This window comes from Frondihabitans sp. PAMC 28766 (genome assembly GCF_001577365.1).
Lineage (GTDB): Bacteria > Actinomycetota > Actinomycetes > Actinomycetales > Microbacteriaceae > Frondihabitans.
Window position 1 is genome coordinate 1922539 of record NZ_CP014513.1, and the last position, 18828, is coordinate 1941366.

Consider the following 18828-nt stretch of genomic DNA (forward strand, 5'->3'; position numbering starts at 1 on the left):
GGCCGTCACTCTAGGAGCACCGTCCGACGCGGCAGCTCCGTCGAAGGCCTCGACGACGGAGCCCGGTGCATAACTTCGCGAGATGCCCCGATTGTGCAGAACCGGCGTCAGTTCTTGCGTCGGCCGCCCTTCACCGGGCCCTCGTCGAGCTCGGGCAGGAAGGTGGCCGGCGGCGGCCCGAACGCCGACCGAGAGCTGGTCACGACTTTGCGCCCCAGTGTGTGATTGCCGACGCCGCCGATGACTGCGCCGATGCCGAACGGGATGGCCCGACCGACGACACTCGTCGCCTGCGACCGGACGAAGCGCTTCACGAACTGCTTGCGCACCAGATCGGACATGCCCGACATGGCCGCCTTCGGCATCTGCTTCGCCACGAGGTCGCCCCAGAAGGCCGAGCGCACGGGGCCGCTGCCGATCGCCTCGCCGGCGAGCTGCTTGACGAGGGCGGCACCCGGGCCGCCCAGCATCATCGCCATGACCAGCGTGCGGGCGCGCTCGGGGTCGGTGACGGCGATGCCGTGCACCTCGGTGACCGCCTGAGCGTAGAGGGCGCTCGTCTCGAGGAAGTAGGCGGTCTCAGCCCCCGACAGCGCCAGGGAGACCGCGATACCCACGCCCGGGATCACAGCGCTGGCGCCGACTGCGGCCCCGCCCGTCGTCACGGCGGCCAGGTACTCCTTCTCGAGGGTGCGGAGGATCTGCGCGGGCGAGTAGTCGGGGTGCCGCCGACGCAGTTGGCGCACGTGCGCCACGACGACGGGGTGCTGCACGGCGAGCACCCGGTTGAGGCTGCGCTGCCAGCGAGGGCTGTCGATGTCCGTCTCGAGCGACATGCCGACCTCGCGGAGCGCCTCGCCCTGGATGGGCACAGCTCGCTCGAGCGGGTTGGGGGCCTGCCAGTCGGCGCCGGCCGAGGTCTCGAGATCGGTGGAGGAGGTGGGCCGGGAGTCGGGGGTGACTTCGCCCCTTTGCTTGTCGCGTCGCATCCTGCGGACTCTACGCTCGGGCGGTGGGAGCCTTCTGGGGTGCCGCCGCTGCACGAGTCGGTGAAGCGGCCTCGGCCGCCGCTGCCTCTTTCTCGGCCTTCGCCCGGGCCTTGGCGGCGGCGCGCTCGTCGGCGTCGGCGTTGTACCGGTCGAGGGCCTCGTCGATGGGGCCGTCGAACTGCAGGCCGCCCTGCTCGAGATAGAGGCCTCGCGTGCAGAAGCGACGCAGGTCTTTCTCGTTGTGAGACACGAAGAACAGCGTGCGCCCCGAGGCGAGCATCTCTTCGATGCGCTCGTAGCACTTCTCTTTGAAGGCGCGGTCGCCGACGGCGAGCACCTCGTCGACCAGGATGATCGGCTCGTCGAGGCGAGCGATGACGGCGAAGGCGATACGGACCTTCATGCCGCTCGAGAGGTGCTTGTACGGGGTGTCGACGAATTTGCCAATCTCGGCGAACTCGATGATCTCGTCGAACGCCTCGTCGATCTCGTCTTTCTGCATGCCGTGGAGGCCCGCGGTCAGGTAGACGTTGTCGCGGACACTGAGGTCGCTGACGAAGCCGCCGGTGATCTCGATCAGCGGGGCGACGCCCTCGTGCACCTCGACCTTGCCCTCGTCGGGCAGGATCACCTCGGCGACGAGCTTGAGGAGGGTCGACTTGCCTTGGCCGTTGCGGCCGACGACGCCGATGGACTCACCCCTGTGGACGTCGAAGGTGACATCGCGGAGGGCCCAGAAATCGCCGGGCCTCGATCGCCGGGACGAGTCGGAGAACAGGTCTTTAAAGGATCGGCGGGCGCTCTTGTTGCGCCGGAACTTGATGCCGGCGTGCTCGACGCGGATGACGGGGGGTTCGGCGGCCATCAGATCTCTTTCAACACGGCTCGTTCGCACAGCCGGAACACGAGCATGCCGATGCCGAGGATCACGAAACACATGATCGCACCGACCACGGCCTCGTACTTGATCAGCTGGTTGGGGAAGAACGCCGCGCGGTAGATGCCGAAGATGCCGCTCAGCGGGTTGAACGCGAAGATGTGCCCCACGTCTTTCGGCAGGCTCTTGGTGCTGTAGACGATGGGCGACGCGTAGAACAGGAAGCGCAGGATCAACCGCGTGGCGCGTTCGAGATCGCGGAAGAACACGACGAGAGGCGCGATGATCAGGCTGATGCCCGTGATCAGGACCGTCTGGAGGACGACGGCGATCGGGAACAGCACCACCTGCCAGTGCAGCTGCGCGTGAGTCGCGATGGCGAAGAACGCCAGCACGGGGATGCTGAAGAGGAACTCGATCCCCTTCGAGGCGACCACGCGGTTGATCCACACGGAGCGGGGGATCTTCGTCGACCGGACCAGCTTCGCGTCGCTGAGGAACGCCTTGGTGCTGTCGGAGACGGAGCCGTTGAACCACTGCCAGGCCAGCAAGCCGCTGAGGAGGAAGACGATGTACGGCTCTTCGCCGACGTCGCGATGGAAGACCTTCGTGAAGACGAAGTAGTAGATGCCCGACATCAGCAGCGGATCGAGAACGGACCACAGGTAGCCCAGCACGCTCGTCGAATAGCGGACCTTCAGATCGCGCTTGGTCAGAAGCCACAGCACCTGGCGGTAGCGCGCAAAGCCCGTCGCCCTCTCGGGAACGATGAGCGGCGCTCTCTCGAATGTTGCAGTCACGGGGTCCTCGTCGGTTGCGGAGGACACCGGCCTCGTCGCGTCAGACGGAGCGGCAGGCCTCAGACGAAGAGGTTGGCGCGCTCGAGATCTTCGGCGAAGTCGACCTCGACGGCGTAGAGGTCGGAGATGTCCACCGGCACGAAGCGTAGACCATTCTGCTCGATGCCCAGCTCGATGCCGCGCTCGAAGTAGTCCTGGTTGTCGACGCGACCGAGCTGGCGCACGAGCTGCGCCTTGTCGGCCTTCGAGACGAAGTTGATTCCCACGGCCTCGCCGAGGCCGTTCTTGACCTGCTTGGAGAGCTCGTCGATGAAGCCCTCGGCGTCGACGGTGTACTTGACCTCTTCGTCGGAGACGCTGGAGGTGTTGACCGACACGAACGACTGCTCGGAAGCGATGAAGGGGGCGGCGCGTTTGAGGGCGGCAGGATCGAAGACGACGTCGCCGTTCATCCACAGCACGCCGCTCGAGCCCGTCGCCTTGAGCGCGCGCATAAGGCTCTTCGAGGTGTTGGTCTGGTCGTACTTCTCGTTGTAGACGAAGCTCGCCGTCGGGAAGGCCTCGACGATGTGCTCGTACTTGTAGCCCACGACCACCGTGATCTTGACGTCGGCACCGAACGCGGCACGGATGTTCTCCATCTGCTGCTGCATGATGCTGCGGCCGTCGGCCAGCTCGGTCAGGCACTTGGGCAGCGAACGCCCCAGGCGAGTGCCCATGCCGGCGGCCAGGATCACGATTTGGGTGCTCACAGATTTCTCCTCAGGTGGTGCCTCGGTGATGTCAGTCGTTCACTGGTGTCAATTGTTCACTGATGTCAGATGGTCACTGCGGCGCCCACCGTCTTCGTCAATCGGAGGCCACCAGGTGTTCACCGGGCGTTTCGAGTTTCGGACACGTCACTGTGCTCCCACAGCCTACCCGTTGCCCCCGAACCGGGGGACGGATCCTCAGCTAGTCGTTGTCTTTTCGTGACCTCGTCTTAGCCGTTTCTGGGAGCCCGTGCGACCTGATTCGGGCCAAGGCGTCACCGCAGCTGCGCTGGCACGACCGCCGAAATGACGTCCGTCGCGAAGTCACCAACGGTTCGGAGCGGGCGGTTGCTACGGTTGGTCGATGGCCGGCGGCGAGGACGACGCGACGAAAGACGAAGTGCTGGGCGAGAGCGCGCACGAGGGGACACAGGGGGACCGAGTGAGCGACATCGACACCGGCGAGAACACCGCGTCGGGCGAGCCGGATGGCGCCGACGCGGCCCCGGCGCAGGCGCCGCGAGCGACCTCGACCCGGGCGCCCCGAGCAGCTGCTGGCGCCCCTGCTCGAACGCCGTCAGCGCGCCGCAAGCCAGCCGCGGGCAGTGCCGCGCGGGCGACGTCCGCGGCGCGATCGGCAGAAGCCGCGAAGGCCGCGGCCGACGAGATCGAAGCGACCGACGACGCCGGCGCCGTCGACCCCGCAGTCGCCGACAGCGCCGCTCCTGCGCCACGGGCGAACCGGGCGTCGGCCAGACGTCCCGCTGCCAATCGGGGTACATCGGGGGGTGCCGCGACGACGGGCGCCTCCGCGAAGGCGACCGGCGCTGCGAAGGCGACCAGTGCTGCGAAGGCGACCGGCGCTGCCAAGGCGACCGGCGCTGCCAAGACGACAGGGGTCGGGCGGGCCAACGCTGCGAAGACGGCCGGCGCTCCGAAGACGACTGCTGCCAAGGCCGCCGCCGCGAAGACCGCCGCGGGCGAGACGGGTGCCGCCGGGGAGGCCGTCGCCGCCGGGGAAACCGCCGCCTCGGCCGCGGCCGAGAAGCCCGTCGAGTCCGCGCCGGTCACGGCAGCGAAGCTGCCGGCGCGCACGCCGCGTACCGCGCCGACGACTCGCCGGCGCACTTCGCCGGGGGCTGCGGGCCGCACCTCTGCGTTGCGGAACGCCGCGTCGTCGCCTCCCTCCGGCCCTGCTGCCGCCGTTGAGCGGCCAGACGAAGCCGCTTCGCATGCGACGACGACCCAGCCGGACGAGGCCGCTGTCGAAAAAACCGCGCCCGAAAAGACATCGCCCGTGAGCACCGCGCCCGAAGCCACGAAGCCCGACGGAAGCTCGCCGACCGGTGCGGTTGCGGATGCACCCGCAGAGGCGATCGCCTCCGACGTCTCATCGACGCGCGACGCGACGTCGACCGACGAAGCCGCCGCGACCACCGAGTCCGCGCCGGGCAGAACCCGTGACACCGGTGCGCCGGCCGGGCCTGCCGGGCCGGACGGCCCGGAGGCGCCCGGCGACCAGCTCGGCGGGGGCTCCGAGCCCCGGGCAGCGTCACCTGCCGCGGCCGACGTCTCGGAGCGGAGCGGCATCGAAGCCTCGACCGGCACCGCAGCCGACGAACCCGACGAACCGGTCGGGCCCTCGGCCGCGGGTGCAGCGGTCGCCTCCACGGCCGGCCGGCTGTCGTCGATGCTGCGCTCGGCGCGCACCCGCGTGAAAGAACGCCTGGACGACGCTCGTGCCACACAGAAACCTGACGCACCGTCGCCCGCCGCGCCTCCCGCCTCGGTGGCCCCTGCCGTATCGGCCGACACGGTCCTACCGGGGGCCGACCCCGACCCGATCCTCGTGCCCGAAGTCGTCGAGCCCGCGGCGGAGGCCGAGGCCGTCGTCGAAACCGAGGCAGCACCAGGGCCGGAGGCAGCACACGAGCCGGCGGCAGAGGTTGACCGGGAACCCGTGCGCACACCGGCCCGTGTGACCGCCCGCACCGCGCCCGACGCGAACGCACCGGTGGTGCTCTCGCTCTCGGGACTCGTCAAGCGGTACGGCACGAAGGTCGCCGTCGAAGACGTCGACCTCGAGGTGCGCGCCGGGTCGTTCTACGGCATCGTCGGCCCGAACGGCGCGGGCAAGACCACCACCCTCTCGATCGCGACCGGGCTGCTGCGCCCGGATGCCGGCACCGTCACGATCCTGGGCACCGACGTGTGGAGCCCGACCGAGGCGGCGAAGGCCAAGCGCTCTCTCGGCGTCCTGCCCGACCGCCTGCGGCTGTTCGACCGCCTGACGGGCGCGCAGTTCCTCTACTACGCCGGAACCCTGCGCGGCCTTGACGGGGCAACCGCACGCAAACGCTCGGCCGACCTCGCCGACGCGTTCGGGCTGCACGACGCGCTCGGGCGCCTCGTGGGCGACTACTCCGTCGGCATGACCAAGAAGGTCGCGCTGGCCGCGGCGATCATCCACTCGCCTCGCGTGCTGATCCTCGACGAGCCGTTCGAATCGGTCGACCCGGTGTCGGCGGCGACCGTGACCGAGATCCTGCAGCGCTACGTGCGCGGTGGCGGCACCGTGCTCTTGTCGAGCCACAGCATGGACCTCGTCGAGCGGATCTGCGACAACGTCGCGGTGATCGTCGACGGGCACGTGCTGGCGTCCGGCACGGTGGACGAAGTGCGCGGCGGGCGATCGCTGCAAGAGCGCTTCATCGAGCTGGCCGGCGGGGGAGCCGCGACGGAGGGGATGGAATGGCTGCACAGCTTCTCCGACTGAGGCTGATGTCGATCGCGAACCTGGTTCGCTTCGGCTTCCGCCCGGCCGTCGGCACGGTGGTCGCCCTCCTCGTCGTCATCGTCCTGTCGATCGTCGTCTCGTCGCTCGCCAGCGAGCTGCGGGGCGACCCCACCGGCGAGGTCCAGGCGCTCGTCGTCGGCGGGGGCGCGCTGCTGCTCGTCGCGTTCTTCGTGGGCCCGTTCGCCGCCTCGAAGCCGCCGTGGAGCGACCCGCGGCGCCTCTACGGCTACGGATACACCACCGATCAGGCAGCCGGCGGGCTCGCGCTGGCCGGTGCGGTGGGCCTGCCCGCTCTCGCGCTCGTGATCCTGGCCATCGGCTACGTGCGGTCGTGGGGCGAGGGCTCCGGCATCGCCTGGCTCGCGGTGCTCACGGCCGTGATCGCAGGGGTCACCGCTCTGCTGCTCGCCCTCGTCGCCTCGACCCTCAACTCGATGCTGACGACGAGGCGTTCGCGCGACCTGATGGTCGTGGGCGGCATCGTCGTGGCCCTGCTGCTGATCCCGCTCGTGATCGACCTGGTGCGCGTGCTCCTGCCCGGCGGTTACCACGGCCAGGGTGCCGCCGCCGACGCCCTCGCGTGGACCCCGTTCGGCGCCGCCATCGCGCTTCCCGGCCACGCCGTCACGGGCCAGACCGGTCGCGTCGTCGGCGACCTCGTCATCTCGCTCGTGACCATCGGCGTGCTGTGGTTCATCTGGCGCACCCTCGTCGACCGCGCGCTGCACCAGACCGAGGCCCCCGGCGTCGCACTGCAGCGCACGGGTCTCGGGTGGTTCGACTTCACGGCGTCGTCGCCTGCCGGTGCGATCGCCGCTCGAAGCCTCACCTACTGGTGGCGCGACGCGCGGTATCGGTGGTCTCTCGTGATCCTGCCGTTCCTGCCGCTGCTCGTCGTGCCGCTCGGCATCGCCGGCGTCAACTGGGCCACGCTCGCGCTCATCCCGGTGCCGGTGATGTGCCTGCTCGTCGGCTTCATCCCGCACAACGACGTCGCCTACGACAACACGGCGATCTGGATGCACATCTCGGCGAACACCCCCGGCATCGCCGACCGGCTCGGCCGGCTCGCACCGCCCCTGCTGATCGGGCTGCCCATCGCCGCCGTCGGCTCGTTCGTCGCGGTGCTGCTGCATGGCGACGTCGGCGCCTTCCTGCCCGAGTTCGGCGTGTGCCTCTCGCTGTTGCTGACGGGCCTCGGGCTCGCCGGCATCGTCTCCGCGGCGCTGCCCTACGCGGCCGTGCGCCCGGGCGACGACCCCTTCAAGCAGCCGCAGGCGACCTCCAGCACGGCCGGCTGGTCGCAGACCATCATGTTCGGCGGGGCCGTCCTGCTGAGCGTGCCCGCGGGCTGGTTCGCCGTGCGCGCCACGGTCTTCGGGCGTCAGGATCTCGGGGCGTCGGCTTTCTGGGTCGGTCTCGGCATCGGCGTGGTCGTGCTCGTTCTCGGCACCCTGATCGGCGCGCGCATCTTCTCGCGGCGGGCCCCCGAGCTCTTGGCTTTCGCGCTCCGCACCTGAGCCGCCCGCTCCGTGTTCTCGAGGCACTAGTGCTGGTTCGGCGCGATCCGCATGCGGCGCGTCCGCCGTGAGCGCACTAGGGCAGCGGGGGCTGGGTCCACGACGGAGCGCGGCGTAGCATTGTCGGCATGAGTGACAGCGGCAGCGACATCGACAGCGGCGGCATGGGCGGCGGCACGGACGTGCTCGACCGCGAGCTCGAGAAGCTCCTCGAAGAGGAGGCCATCGAGCCGGGCGACCACGAGCGGTTCTCGCACTACGTGCCGAAGAACAAGATCATGGAGTCGGCTCTCACGGGCAAACCCGTCAAGGCGCTGTGCGGCAAGAAGTGGACCCCGGGTCGCGACCCGGAGAAGTTTCCGGTCTGCCCCGAGTGCAAGGCGATCTACGAGAAGATGAAGCCGGGCGACGAGTAGCCTTCAGCACCCGTCCCGTTCACTCGTAGCGCGTCGGGATGATGGCTTCGCCGCGGCCCAGGCTGAAGGCCGCCGCAGGCAATTCTCCGAGCGCCGCTTCGCGGTGCTCGCGCGCGAGCGCAACACCCTCCGGCCCCGTGTAACGCTCGTCGACGACGCCGTCGGTCACGAGCGGCACGAGCAGCGTGCGCTCGGAGGGCTTGACCGTCGTGTCGCCGACGCGGACGATCTCCTCCGCGGCGACACCCGCGCGACGTGAGCGCACGGCGAACTTGCGGCCGCCGACCGTGGCCTTCTCGGCGGATTTCTTGCCGACCGAGACCCACCGCCCCGTCGCATCCTGGTGCGCCACGAGCTTGAAGACCATGGACGCCGCGGGATGGCCGGAGCCGGTCACGACACTCGTGCCCACGCCGTAGCTGTCGACCGGGGCTGCGCGGAGAGCCGCGATCGTGAATTCGTCGAGGTCGTTGGTCACCGTGATCGTGGTGTTCGACGCACCCAACGAGTCGAGCTGACTGCGGACGGCGGCGACGAGCTGGGGCAGGTCGCCCGAGTCGATGCGCACCGAGCCGAGCTCCGGGCCGGCGATGGCGACGGCGGTCTCGACCGCCTCCTCGATGTCGTAGGTGTCGACCAGGAGGGTCGTGCCGGCCCCGAGCGAGTCGACCTGAGCGCGGAACGCCTCCTCTTCGGTGTCGTAGAGCAGCGTGAACGCGTGGGCAGCGGTGCCCATCGTGGGGATGCCGTAGCGGCGCCCGGCCTCGAGGTTGCTCGTGGCACCGAATCCGGCGATGAATGCGGCGCGGGCGGCGGCGACGGCGCTCCATTCGCCCGTGCGACGCGAGCCCATCTCGGCAAGGGGCCGACCGCTGGCCGCCGACACCATGCGCGCGGCGGCGCTGGCGACGGCCGAGTCGTAGTTGAAGACGCTGAGCGCGAGGGTCTCGAGCAGCACGGCCTCGGCGAAGGTCGACTCCAGGATCAGGATCGGCGAGTTCGGAAAGTACGCCTCGCCTTCGCGGTAGCCCCAGATGCTGCCCGAGAACCGGTAGTCGGCGAGCCAGTCGATGGTCGGTTGGTCGACCACCTTCTCGTCGGCGAGCCACTGCAGCTCGGGATCACCGAAGCGGAAGCGTTGCAGCTCGTCGAGGAAGCGGCCGGTGCCGGCGACGACGCCGTAGCGGCGCCCGGGCGGGAGACGCCGCGTGAACACCTCGAAGACGCTCTCGCGGAGGGCTGTCCCGTCTCGGAGCCCGGCCTCGAGCATGGTGAGTTCGTACCGGTCGGTCAGCAGCGCACTGGTCACCCCGCCAGCCTAGGCCTGAGCGACCTGCGGGGTGCTCCCGGTAGGGTTGGCCGCGTGATCGACGAGCGCAGCGCGGCTTCGGACGACGCCCCCATCGGCGTCTTCGACTCGGGCGTCGGCGGGCTCACGGTGTCTCGGGCCATCATCGACCAGCTGCCCCGCGAGTCGATCCTCTACGTCGGCGACACCGACCACATGCCCTACGGCCCGAAGCCGATCGCCGAAGTTCGCGAGTACGCGCTCGCCGTGATGGACGATCTCGTCGCCCAGGGCGTCAAGCTGCTCGTGATCGCCTGCAACACCGCCTCCGCCGCCGTCCTCCGTGACGCGCGCGAGCGGTACACCGGGCCGCACGGCATCCCGGTCGTCGAGGTGATCCAGCCGGCCGTCCGCGCCGCGATGAAGGCCACGCGATCGAAGCGCGTCGGCGTGATCGGTACGGCGGGCACCGTCAACTCGCGCGCCTACGAGGACGCCTTCGCCGCCGCCCCCGACCTCGAGCTCTTCACCCAGGCCTGCCCGCGCTTCGTCGAGTTCGTCGAGCGCGGCGACACCTCGAGCCCTGAGCTGCGAGCCGTCGCCGAGGAGTACCTCGCGCCACTCCGAGACGCCCGCATCGACACCCTCGTGCTCGGCTGCACGCACTACCCGCTGATGAGTGCGGCGATCCAGTACGTCGTGGGCCCCGACGTCCGACTCGTCTCGAGCGCTGAAGAGACAGCCCACGACGTCTACTCGACGCTCGTCGCGCACGGGATCGAGCGGCGGCAGGATGCCGAGGCGCCTCACTACGACTTCCAGGCCACCGGCCCCGACCAGCAGGGGTTCATCCGCCTGGCCAAGCGATTCCTCGGCCCCGAGGTCTCGACCGTGAGCCATCTCGAGACCGGCACCATCGATCTTCCGGCCGGGTTCGCCCGCGCCCGCCAGTGACCCCGACCAAGGAGACAATCCGAATGACAACCCGCGCCGACGGCCGCCAGGCCGACCAGCTCCGCGAGATCACCATCGAGACCGGCTGGAGCGCCCAGGCCGAAGGCAGCGCCCTCATCAGCTTCGGCGCGACGAAGGTGCTCTGCACCGCGTCGTTCACGAACGGCGTGCCGCGCTGGCTCGCGGGCAAGGGCAAGGGCTGGGTCACCGCCGAGTACGCGATGCTGCCCCGCGCCACCAACTCGCGCAACGACCGCGAGAGCGTCAAGGGCAAGATCGGCGGCCGCACCCACGAGATCTCTCGCCTGATCGGCCGGAGCCTCCGTGCCGTCGTCGACACGAAGGCGCTGGGCGAGAACACGATCGTGCTCGACTGCGACGTGCTGCAGGCGGACGGCGGCACCCGCACCGCCGCGATCACCGGCGCCTACGTCGCGTTGGCGCAGGCCATCGAGTGGGGCCGCGACAAGAAGTTCATCGGCCAGAAGGCCACCCCGCTCAGCGACAGCGTCTCGGCGATCTCGGTCGGCATCATCGACGGCGAGCCGATGCTCGACCTCGCCTACGTCGAAGACGTGCGCGCCGAGACCGACATGAACGTCGTCGTCACAGGCGGAGGCAAATTCGTCGAGGTGCAGGGCACCGCCGAGGGAGCCCCCTTCGACCGCGACGAGCTCGACTCGCTGCTCGACCTGGCGATCGGCGGCACGGTCGACCTGGCCCGCTACCAGCGGAAGGCCCTGGGTCTCTGATGGTGCAGGTCGTGCTCGCCACCCACAACAGCCACAAGGTCGACGAGCTGCGTCGCATCCTGGGGCCCGCTCTCGACGGTGTCGAGCTGCTCACCTACGACGGCCCCGAGCCGGTCGAAGACGGCGACACGTTCGAGGCCAACGCGCTCATCAAGGCGCGAGCGGCCTCCGCCTTCACCGGCCTGCCGGCGATCGCCGACGACTCCGGCATCGCGGTCGACGCGCTCGACGGGGCGCCCGGCATCCACTCGGCGCGCTACGCCGGCACCCGCGACGACGGCGACAACCTGCGGCTGCTGCTGACGAACCTCGGCGACCGCACCGATCGCGCCGCGCAGTTCGTCTGCGCTGCGGCCCTCGTCGTGCCGCCGCCCGTCGGCGCCGTGGGGCCCGACGGCCCCGACTCGGCCGCTGCGAGCGACGAGGACGTCGAGCTGGCCACCTGGCCCGGCTCGGTCTTGACCGAGGCGACAGGATCCGGCGGCTTCGGTTACGACCCGATCTTCCGCCCCGAGGGCGAGACCCGCTCGGCCGCCGAGTTGACGCAGGCCGAGAAGGACGCTGCGAGCCACCGCGCGCAGGCGTTCACGGCGCTCGCGCCGCGCATCGCCGCGCTCGCGTAGCGGCGCGTCGCTGGCCGGCACCCGCGTGCGGCCTTCGCGCCGCGCCTAGGGCGGGTGCGGCTGCGTGGTGGGCGCTGCGGCTGCCCCGTGGGAGGTGCGGTCGCCGGCAGGAGGTGTGGTGACCTGCGTGGGTGCAGTCCCCGCGGCGAGTGCGGGCGACACCCGCGTGCGGCCTTCGCGCCGCGCCTAGGGCGGGTGCGACGGCCCGGCGTGTGGTGCGGCCGTCCGGCCGGGGCTACTCGGCGGGGCGGACGGGTGCAGGCTCGGGCTGCGGCTCGCCGTGCTGCGGCGGCTCGTCGGCGGCGCGCGAGGGCGCGTCGGAAGCGTCCGACGAATCGGCGGCGGCAGCCTTCGCCTTGCGGCTCGTGCGCCACACCGACAGGCCGATCGGCACGATCGAGACGACGACGGCGGCCAGCAGCACGAAGTCGATGTACTTCTCGACGAAGTGTGCCACCGGCGGGATGTGCCCGAATCCGAAGCCCAGCATGGTGATGCCGAAGCCCCACGCGAGGGCGCCGATCGCGTTGAAGAGCGAGTAGCGCCGGTAGCGCATGTGCGAGACGCCGGCGAGGATCGGCGTGAACGTGCGCACGACCGGCACGAACCGGGCGAGGATCACCGCGAACGGGCCGAAACGGTCGAAGAACGCGTTGGCGCGCTGCACGTTCTCGGACGAGAAGAGGCCGCTCTCTTTTCGCTCGAAGACGCGCGGGCCGATCTTGTGCCCGATCAGGTAGCCGAGCTCGCCGCCGAGGAAGGCAGCCAGCGCGATTGCCAGGGCGATCACCCAGATCGGCACGCCGAGGTTGTCCCTGCCGGTCGCCGACAGGACGCCGAGGATCACGAGCAGCGTGTCGCCGGGGAAGATGAATCCGACCAGCAGGCCGGTCTCGGCGAAGATGATGGCGCAGACGCCCAGCACGGCCCACGGCCCGAAGGCGTGGATGAGGTGCTCGGGGCTCAGGAACGAGAGCGTCGACGCCGGCAGACCCGTGGTGAGCGATGCCAGATGCGATGCGAGGAGCTGCGGAAGCATGATGTGTCTTTCGTCGTTCGCGGTGCAGCTGTCGTTCGAGAGCCTGTGATCCTCACCAGCTTAACCGACGCCGCATAGGAACGGAGAGGGTTGCAACCGAGGACGGGACCAGGGGACCACGCGGATGCACCCAGAGGATGACCTCCGCGGGACGTAGGACTCTGGTCGACGAGGGGGTCGCGATGCCCGCTGCCCTGACCTGGACGGACGACGGCAAGGCTCATACGATCACGTGGCTGCTCGACGGTTCGATGGTGATGACGGACGACTGACCGCCCAAGGTCGACACGGCGCGGGAGCACGGTGGGCGGAGACAGTGCGGGAGAAGGGACTTGAACCCTCACGCTCGAAAGCACAGGAACCTAAATCCTGCGTGTCTGCCAATTCCACCACTCCCGCGGCCGGCTCAGTTTAGCCGAGAGGGGCCCGCGCTTACACTGGACGGATGAAGGTTCTGGCAGCGATGAGCGGCGGCGTCGACTCCGCCGTGGCGGCCGCGCGCGCGGTCGATGCGGGTCACGACGTGGTCGGGGTGCACCTGGCGTTGAGCCGGATGCCCGGCACGCTCCGCACGGGCAGCCGCGGGTGCTGCACCATCGAAGACTCGATGGACGCCCAGCGCGCGGCCAACATGATCGGCATCCCGTATTACGTGTGGGACTTCTCGGAGCGCTTCAAGCTCGACGTCGTCGACGACTTCGTCGCCGAGTACACCGCCGGCCGCACCCCCAACCCGTGCATGCGCTGCAACGAGAAGATCAAGTTCGCCGCCCTGCTCGAGAAGGCCGTGGCCCTCGGGTTCGACGCGGTCGCCACCGGCCATTACGCCTCGATCGTGACCGATGTCGACGGCAACAAAGAGCTCCACCGAGCGAGTGCCTGGGCGAAAGACCAGTCGTACGTCCTCGGCGTCCTGACGAAGGAGCAGATCGACCACTCGATGTTCCCGTTGGGGGCGACCCCATCGAAGGCCGAGGTGCGCGCCGAGGCGGCCGCTCGCGGCTTCACCGTCGCGCAGAAGCCCGACAGCCACGACATCTGCTTCATCCCCGACGGCGACACCCGCGGCTGGCTCGCCGACCGGGTCGGCGCAGAGCAGGGCGAGATCGTCGACCGCACCGGCGCGGTGATCGGCAGCCATGAGGGCGCCCACGCGTTCACCGTCGGACAGCGCAAGGGCCTCAACATCGGCTTCCCGTCAGACGACGGCAAGCCGCGCTTCGTGCTCGAGGTGCGCCCGAAAGACAACACCGTCGTGGTCGGCCCGAAAGAGGCGCTCGACATCGCCGAGATCGCAGGCAGCAAGTTCTCGTGGGCAGGCAAGGCTCCGCAGGATGCCACGGTGCCGTTCGACTGCGACGTCCAGATCCGCGCGCACTCCGACCCGGTGCCGGCAGTGGCCCGAGTGACGGTGGTCGACGGTAAGAAGGGTGTGTCAGTCCAACAGCTGGTCATCACCCCACACGAGCCGCTCAACGGAGTGGCTCCCGGTCAGACGGCGGTCGTCTACGTGGGCACGCGAGTGCTCGGGCAGTGCACGATCGACACGACGACCTCGGCACTTCCCATCCCCGTCCCTGCGCTTTAGGAGAACCCCATGGCCTCGCAGCTCACCGACCTTGAAGCTGCGAGGGATGAGGCGCAGTCGCTGACGACACGCATCCTCGAGTTGCGCGATCAGTACTACGAGGGCAACGCGTCGACCATCAGCGACGCCGACTACGACGCGCTCATGCACCGCCTGGAGGCGCTCGAGGCCGAGCACCCCGAGCTGCAGAAGCCCGACAGCCCGACGCAGACGGTCGGTGGCCGCGCCGAGACGACGCAGTTCGCCCCCGTCGAGCACGCCGAGCGCATGCTCAGCCTCGACAACGTCTTCAGCTTCGACGAGCTCGCCGAGTGGGCGTCGAAGGTCGAGCGCGACGCCGGGGCCGAGCGCGTCCGCTTCCTGTCCGAGTTGAAGATCGACGGCCTGGCCATCAACCTGCGCTACGAAAACGGTGTGCTCGTGACGGCCGCTACGCGCGGCGACGGCGTCGTCGGCGAAGACGTCACCGGCAACGTGCTGGCGATGGGCACCATCCCCGCCACGCTCTCGGGAAGGGGCCACCCGCCGCTGGTCGAGGTGCGCGGCGAGATCTTCTTCCCCGTCGCCGAGTTCGACGCGTTGAACGCCGCGCAGCGCGACGCGGGCGAACGTCTCTTCGCGAATCCCCGCAACGCGGCGGCGGGCTCCCTCCGGCAGAAGCGCGAGGGCAAGAGCCCTGAAAAGCTCGCGCTGATGGAGCGCCGGTTGCGCAGCCTGCGGATGCTGGTGCACGGCATCGGCGCCTGGCCGGTGCGCGAGTTGGAAGCGGCCGCGGATGTGACCAGCCAATCCGAGATCTACGGCCTCCTGGGCTCCTGGGGGCTGCCGATCTCGACGCACTTCCGCGTGTTCGACACGATCGAAGAGGTCGACGGCTTCATCACGAAGTACGGCGAGCAGCGCTCGAGCGTCGAGCACCAGATCGACGGCATCGTGATCAAGGTCGACGACCTCGGCCTGCACGAAGAGCTCGGCTCGACGTCGCGGGCGCCGCGCTGGGCGACGGCCTTCAAATACCCGCCCGAAGAGGTCAACACGAAGCTACTCGACATCGTCGTCAGCGTCGGCCGCACCGGTCGTGCGACTCCGTTCGCGGTGATGGAGAAGGTCGAGGTTGCAGGCTCCGAGGTGCGACAGGCGACGCTGCACAACCAGCAGGTCGTGAAGGCCAAGGGAGTGCTGATCGGCGATACCGTCGTGCTGCGAAAAGCCGGCGACGTGATCCCCGAGGTGCTCGGGCCGGTGGTCGAGCTGCGCGACGGCACCGAGCGCGAGTTCGTGATGCCCGAGAACTGTCCCGAGTGCGGCACGCCACTCGCACCCGCCAAAGAGGGCGACATCGACCTGCGCTGCCCCAACGCCGAGAGCTGCCCGGCGCAGGTGCGCGGCCGCGTCGAGCACATCGCGTCGCGCGGGTCGCTCGACGTCGAGGGCCTCGGCGAAGTCGCTGCTGCCGCGCTCACTCAGCCGGAAGAGCCGAAGATCCCGCCGCTCCGCACCGAGGCCGGCCTGTTCGACCTGACGATGCGTGACATCTTCCCCGTCCGGGTCGTCGTGCGCGACTCCGAGACCGGCATGGTCAAGCTCGAAGACGACGACAAGCCGAAACTCGTCACGCCCTTCCGGCGCCGACGGGCCAAGAAAGACGGCGAGTACGACCCGACGGCCGCCGAATTCGACGGAGACGCGGTGGCCGTCCCGTCGAAGACCGCCATCGAGATGCTCGCCAACCTCGAGAAGGCCAAGACGAGCCCGCTCTGGCGCATCCTCGTCGGCCTCAGCATCCGTCACGTCGGGCCGGTCGCCGCGCGCGCCCTGGCCGACTACTTCGGCTCGCTCGACGCCATGCGGGTGGCCACCCGCGACGAGCTCGCGGCCGTCGACGGGGTGGGGGGCATCATCGCCGACGCCCTCATGGCGTGGTTCGAGGTCGATTGGCACCTCGAGATCATCGATCGCTGGACGGCTGCCGGGGTACAGTTCACCACCCCGATCACCCGGGCCCCGGCGCTGCCGTCGCCGCGGGCGGTGTCCTGTCGGGGCTGACCGTCGTGGCCACCGGGTCGCTCGACGGGTTCAGCCGAGAAAGGGCGCAGGAGGCGATCCTGCAGGCCGGTGGCAAGGCCGGCAACAGTGTCAGCAAGAAGACCGACTTCGTGGCGGCGGGCCCGGGGGCCGGTTCCAAGCTCACCAAGGCCGAGACGCTCGGGGTACGAATCATCGACGCGGCCGAATTCGCGATCCTCGTGCACGAAGGACCAGCGGGGTTGGACGCCCCCAAAGCGGGGGATTCGCCGGACCCCATTTAGGGGGACAGTTCGTGATGGATTCGCCGCTGGGGTGGTCACAACGACTGCGGCATCCGTAAACTCTGTGCTAGCGCATCGATCCTGTCTGTAGGGGTACGGGACCCGGGTGCGCTGCAAAGGGGATAGACCCGATTGCTGTTCTTCGCCGCAGCCATCCTGTACTCCTCGGTCCACCTACTGGGTGCCGCCGGGACCGTCGCCGCGCCCGCGCACGAGCCGACGATGACAGGGCACACCCACAGCGCGATCGTCGCCGTGAACGCCGACGTGACGCCTGAGAGCGCGCCTGCGGCAGGCGGCGCCTCGGCGACGCCGGTCACCTCCGACATCACCCTCCAGGCACCCGTGGAGGGTGCCCCGGTGCACTCCTCGACACTCGTCGCCTGCGGTGCCGCGCACGGCCGCTACCCCGGCGCGTCGGCCGCCGCGTCGATCCACGCCGACGACTGCCTCGTGCAGCTCGCCGAGGCGTCGACGTCGCAGCTCGACCGCTTCGGCGCCTCGCTCCACGACGACACCGCCCAAGACGTCGACTTCGCGACCGTCGTGTCGGAGGAGGGCACGCCCGTCCAGGTGTCCGACTGGTGGTCGACACTCGGCCCCGAACGTCAGAACGCCCTCGTGCACGCGATGCCCGGTGTCGTCGGCAACCTCGAGGGGGTCCCGTACACGACCCGCGACACCGCGAACCGCCTCACGCTGCATCGCGCGATCGACGAGATCACTCACGTGCAGACTCTCGCCAAGGTGGGTCTGGCCTTGTTCGGCGGCGACGCCCGGCGCCTCACGATGCTGCAGCAGATCTCCCTCGCCCTCCAGCGCGGGCGCGAGAACGACGACGCACGGCGGCAGCTGATCTCTCTCGACACCGTCTTCCCCGGCCGCGCCGCGGTCTCGGTCGGCGACCTCGACACCGCCGACAACGTCACCCTGATGGTGCCGGGCATGCTCTACACGGTCTCGAACCAGATCACCTTCTGGACGGATCGCGCAGCCGACCTCCACAGCGAGCAGGATTTCTACTCCAACGCGCTCGCGACCTCGACGACGGCCCCGACCACGTCGGCGACCGTCGCGTGGATGGGCTACCGCACACCGGGCCTCACCAACTTCATGACCCTGAACCTCGCCCGCGCCGGCGCAGTGCACCTCGAAGACGCCGTCGAGGGCCTCGACGCCGACCGCCGCGGCGACGCCCCGCGGGTCAACATCATCGCGCACTCGTACGGCTCGACCACGGCGACCATCGCCCTGTCGAACCACACGATCCACGTCGACTCGCTGACGGTGCTCGGCTCGCCCGGCAGCGTCGTGCCACGGGCCTCCGACCTCGCAGTGGCCAAGGGCGGCGTCTACGCGGCGGCGGCGGCGCTCGATCCGGTGGCCGGCAGCGGCTTCTTCGGCGTCGACCCGGGCTCGACGGCGTTCGGCGCGACCCTCCTCGACGTGGCGGGCGGCACCGATCCCTTCACCGAGCAGGCGCTCTCGCCGACGTTCGTGCACAACTCGTACTTCTGGCCGGGCACCGAGTCGGTGCACAACCTGGCCCTGATCGGCATCGGCCACGGCGCCCTCGCCGGCGGCCGCGTGCCCGACCCGAATGCGCCCGAGCAGGCGACGAGCCCGTCACTGGCCTTCGTGCGGCCCCAGGACGTCTCGCGAGAGCTGCAGACGGCCTGACCTGCTGCTGCTGCCCGCGGGGCCGGGTGCGGCGGCCCGCTGAGACACAGGCTGGCCCTAATAGACTCTCCGGGTACCCCCGACAGCAACTGTGACGGAGCCGCATGTCTGAAATCACGCGCGAGCAGGTCGAGCACCTCGCCGGTCTCGCCCGAATCGCCCTCACCCCCGACGAGGTCGACAGGATGACGAGCGAGCTCGGCCTCATCGTCGACAGCATCGCCAAGGTGCAGGAGGTCGCAGGGCAAGACGTGCCCGCGACCAGCCACCCGATCCCGCTCTCGAACGTGTTCCGCGACGACGTCGTCGGCGAGACGCTGACGCAGGAGCAGGCGCTCGAGGGCGCCCCCGAACACGACGGCAGCCGCTTCAAGGTGAGCGCCATCCTGGGAGAAGAGCAGTGAGCGCCGCAGAGTCAACGCACGACTGCCAGATCCGTCCGAG

General features: G+C 69.7%; 15 protein-coding genes, 1 tRNA gene and 1 pseudogene. 10 read left to right on the top strand and 7 right to left on the bottom strand.

Going from position 1 to position 18828, the window contains the following annotated elements:
* Positions 1-107: 107 nt before the first annotated feature.
* The 4 genes from AX769_RS09350 to AX769_RS09365 are packed head-to-tail and all read right to left on the bottom strand — an operon-like array spanning position 108 to position 3418.
* Positions 108-989, bottom strand: a complete 882-nt coding sequence (locus AX769_RS09350; protein WP_066278505.1) for a hypothetical protein — start codon at positions 987-989, stop codon at positions 108-110.
* 10 nt (positions 990-999) lie between these two features.
* Positions 1000-1854, bottom strand: a complete 855-nt coding sequence (locus AX769_RS09355) for an ABC transporter ATP-binding protein (protein WP_082763647.1) — start codon at positions 1852-1854, stop codon at positions 1000-1002.
* Positions 1854-2666, bottom strand: a complete 813-nt coding sequence (locus AX769_RS09360) for an ABC transporter permease (protein ID WP_369824082.1) — start codon at positions 2664-2666, stop codon at positions 1854-1856. Before AX769_RS09360 ends, AX769_RS09355 begins: the two co-directional genes overlap by 1 nt.
* Positions 2667-2725: 59 nt before the next feature.
* Positions 2726-3418 (bottom strand): NTP transferase domain-containing protein, encoded by a 693-nt coding sequence (locus AX769_RS09365; protein WP_066278507.1) that lies wholly within the window; start codon positions 3416-3418, stop codon positions 2726-2728.
* Between the two features lie 364 nt (positions 3419-3782).
* Between AX769_RS09365 and AX769_RS25975 the strand changes: the two genes are divergently transcribed.
* The 3 genes from AX769_RS25975 to AX769_RS09380 all read left to right on the top strand — a co-directional run bounded on the left by AX769_RS25975 (position 3783) and on the right by AX769_RS09380 (position 8151).
* Complete coding sequence (locus AX769_RS25975) at positions 3783-6194, top strand: ATP-binding cassette domain-containing protein (RefSeq protein WP_369824083.1); 2412 nt, start codon at positions 3783-3785, stop codon at positions 6192-6194.
* Positions 6195-6199: 5 nt separating this feature from the next.
* Positions 6200-7735 (top strand): hypothetical protein, encoded by a 1536-nt coding sequence (locus AX769_RS09375; RefSeq protein ID WP_066278510.1) that lies wholly within the window; start codon positions 6200-6202, stop codon positions 7733-7735.
* Positions 7736-7863: 128 nt separating this feature from the next.
* Positions 7864-8151, top strand: a complete 288-nt coding sequence (locus tag AX769_RS09380) for a DUF3039 domain-containing protein (protein WP_066278513.1) — start codon at positions 7864-7866, stop codon at positions 8149-8151.
* A gap of 19 nt (positions 8152-8170) precedes the next feature.
* On the opposite strand, the gene AX769_RS09385 is transcribed toward AX769_RS09380, so the two are convergent.
* Positions 8171-9421, bottom strand: a complete 1251-nt coding sequence (locus AX769_RS09385; protein WP_066283425.1) for a nicotinate phosphoribosyltransferase — start codon at positions 9419-9421, stop codon at positions 8171-8173.
* A 96-nt stretch (positions 9422-9517) separates the two neighbouring features.
* Between AX769_RS09385 and murI the strand changes: the two genes are divergently transcribed.
* From murI to AX769_RS09400, 3 genes are read left to right on the top strand one after another with little or no spacing between them, the layout of a single operon-like run.
* Entirely contained in the window at positions 9518-10393 is an 876-nt protein-coding gene (gene murI, locus AX769_RS09390) for a glutamate racemase (protein ID WP_066283426.1), read from the top strand.
* A gap of 23 nt (positions 10394-10416) precedes the next feature.
* Complete coding sequence (gene rph, locus AX769_RS09395) at positions 10417-11145, top strand: ribonuclease PH (protein ID WP_066283428.1); 729 nt, start codon at positions 10417-10419, stop codon at positions 11143-11145.
* Positions 11145-11768, top strand: coding sequence for a non-canonical purine NTP pyrophosphatase (locus tag AX769_RS09400; RefSeq protein ID WP_066278515.1), 624 nt, complete (start codon positions 11145-11147; stop codon positions 11766-11768). The genes rph and AX769_RS09400 overlap by 1 nt, the downstream gene beginning before the upstream one ends.
* 235 nt (positions 11769-12003) lie before the next feature.
* Here the strand turns inward: AX769_RS09400 and AX769_RS09405 are convergent, their stop codons facing one another.
* Positions 12004-12807, bottom strand: a complete 804-nt coding sequence (locus tag AX769_RS09405; RefSeq protein ID WP_082763649.1) for a DedA family protein — start codon at positions 12805-12807, stop codon at positions 12004-12006.
* Between the two features lie 317 nt (positions 12808-13124).
* A tRNA-Leu gene (locus AX769_RS09410) sits at positions 13125-13206 on the bottom strand.
* Positions 13207-13252: 46 nt separating this feature from the next.
* Between AX769_RS09410 and mnmA the strand changes: the two genes are divergently transcribed.
* The 4 genes and pseudogenes from mnmA to gatC all read left to right on the top strand — a co-directional run bounded on the left by mnmA (position 13253) and on the right by gatC (position 18788).
* Entirely contained in the window at positions 13253-14395 is a 1143-nt protein-coding gene (mnmA, locus tag AX769_RS09415; protein WP_157887542.1) for a tRNA 2-thiouridine(34) synthase MnmA, read from the top strand.
* A gap of 9 nt (positions 14396-14404) precedes the next feature.
* Positions 14405-16704, top strand: a pseudogene (gene ligA, locus AX769_RS09420) (NAD-dependent DNA ligase LigA).
* Between the two features lie 222 nt (positions 16705-16926).
* Positions 16927-18384: an alpha/beta hydrolase gene (locus AX769_RS09425; protein ID WP_157887543.1), complete on the top strand. Its 1458-nt coding sequence runs from the start codon at positions 16927-16929 to the stop codon at positions 18382-18384.
* Positions 18385-18488: 104 nt separating this feature from the next.
* Entirely contained in the window at positions 18489-18788 is a 300-nt protein-coding gene (gene gatC, locus AX769_RS09430) for an Asp-tRNA(Asn)/Glu-tRNA(Gln) amidotransferase subunit GatC (protein ID WP_066278520.1), read from the top strand.
* The last annotated feature ends 40 nt before the right edge of the window (positions 18789-18828 follow it).

Bases quoted from the DNA above. Each gene is read 5' to 3' on its own strand.
- AX769_RS09350 (WP_066278505.1), bottom strand. From the start codon at position 989: ATGCGACGCGACAAGCAAAGGGGCGAAGTCACCCCCGACTCCCGGCCC.
- AX769_RS09355 (WP_082763647.1), bottom strand. From the start codon at position 1,854: ATGGCCGCCGAACCCCCCGTCATCCGCGTCGAGCACGCCGGCATCAAG.
- AX769_RS25975 (WP_369824083.1), top strand. From the start codon at position 3,783: ATGGCCGGCGGCGAGGACGACGCGACGAAAGACGAAGTGCTGGGCGAG.
- AX769_RS09375 (WP_066278510.1), top strand. From the start codon at position 6,200: ATGTCGATCGCGAACCTGGTTCGCTTCGGCTTCCGCCCGGCCGTCGGC.
- AX769_RS09380 (WP_066278513.1), top strand. From the start codon at position 7,864: ATGAGTGACAGCGGCAGCGACATCGACAGCGGCGGCATGGGCGGCGGC.
- AX769_RS09385 (WP_066283425.1), bottom strand. From the start codon at position 9,421: ATGCTCGAGGCCGGGCTCCGAGACGGGACAGCCCTCCGCGAGAGCGTC.
- rph (WP_066283428.1), top strand. From the start codon at position 10,417: ATGACAACCCGCGCCGACGGCCGCCAGGCCGACCAGCTCCGCGAGATC.
- AX769_RS09400 (WP_066278515.1), top strand. From the start codon at position 11,145: ATGGTGCAGGTCGTGCTCGCCACCCACAACAGCCACAAGGTCGACGAG.
- AX769_RS09405 (WP_082763649.1), bottom strand. From the start codon at position 12,807: ATGCTTCCGCAGCTCCTCGCATCGCATCTGGCATCGCTCACCACGGGT.
- mnmA (WP_157887542.1), top strand. From the start codon at position 13,253: ATGAAGGTTCTGGCAGCGATGAGCGGCGGCGTCGACTCCGCCGTGGCG.
- AX769_RS09425 (WP_157887543.1), top strand. From the start codon at position 16,927: ATGACAGGGCACACCCACAGCGCGATCGTCGCCGTGAACGCCGACGTG.
- gatC (WP_066278520.1), top strand. From the start codon at position 18,489: ATGTCTGAAATCACGCGCGAGCAGGTCGAGCACCTCGCCGGTCTCGCC.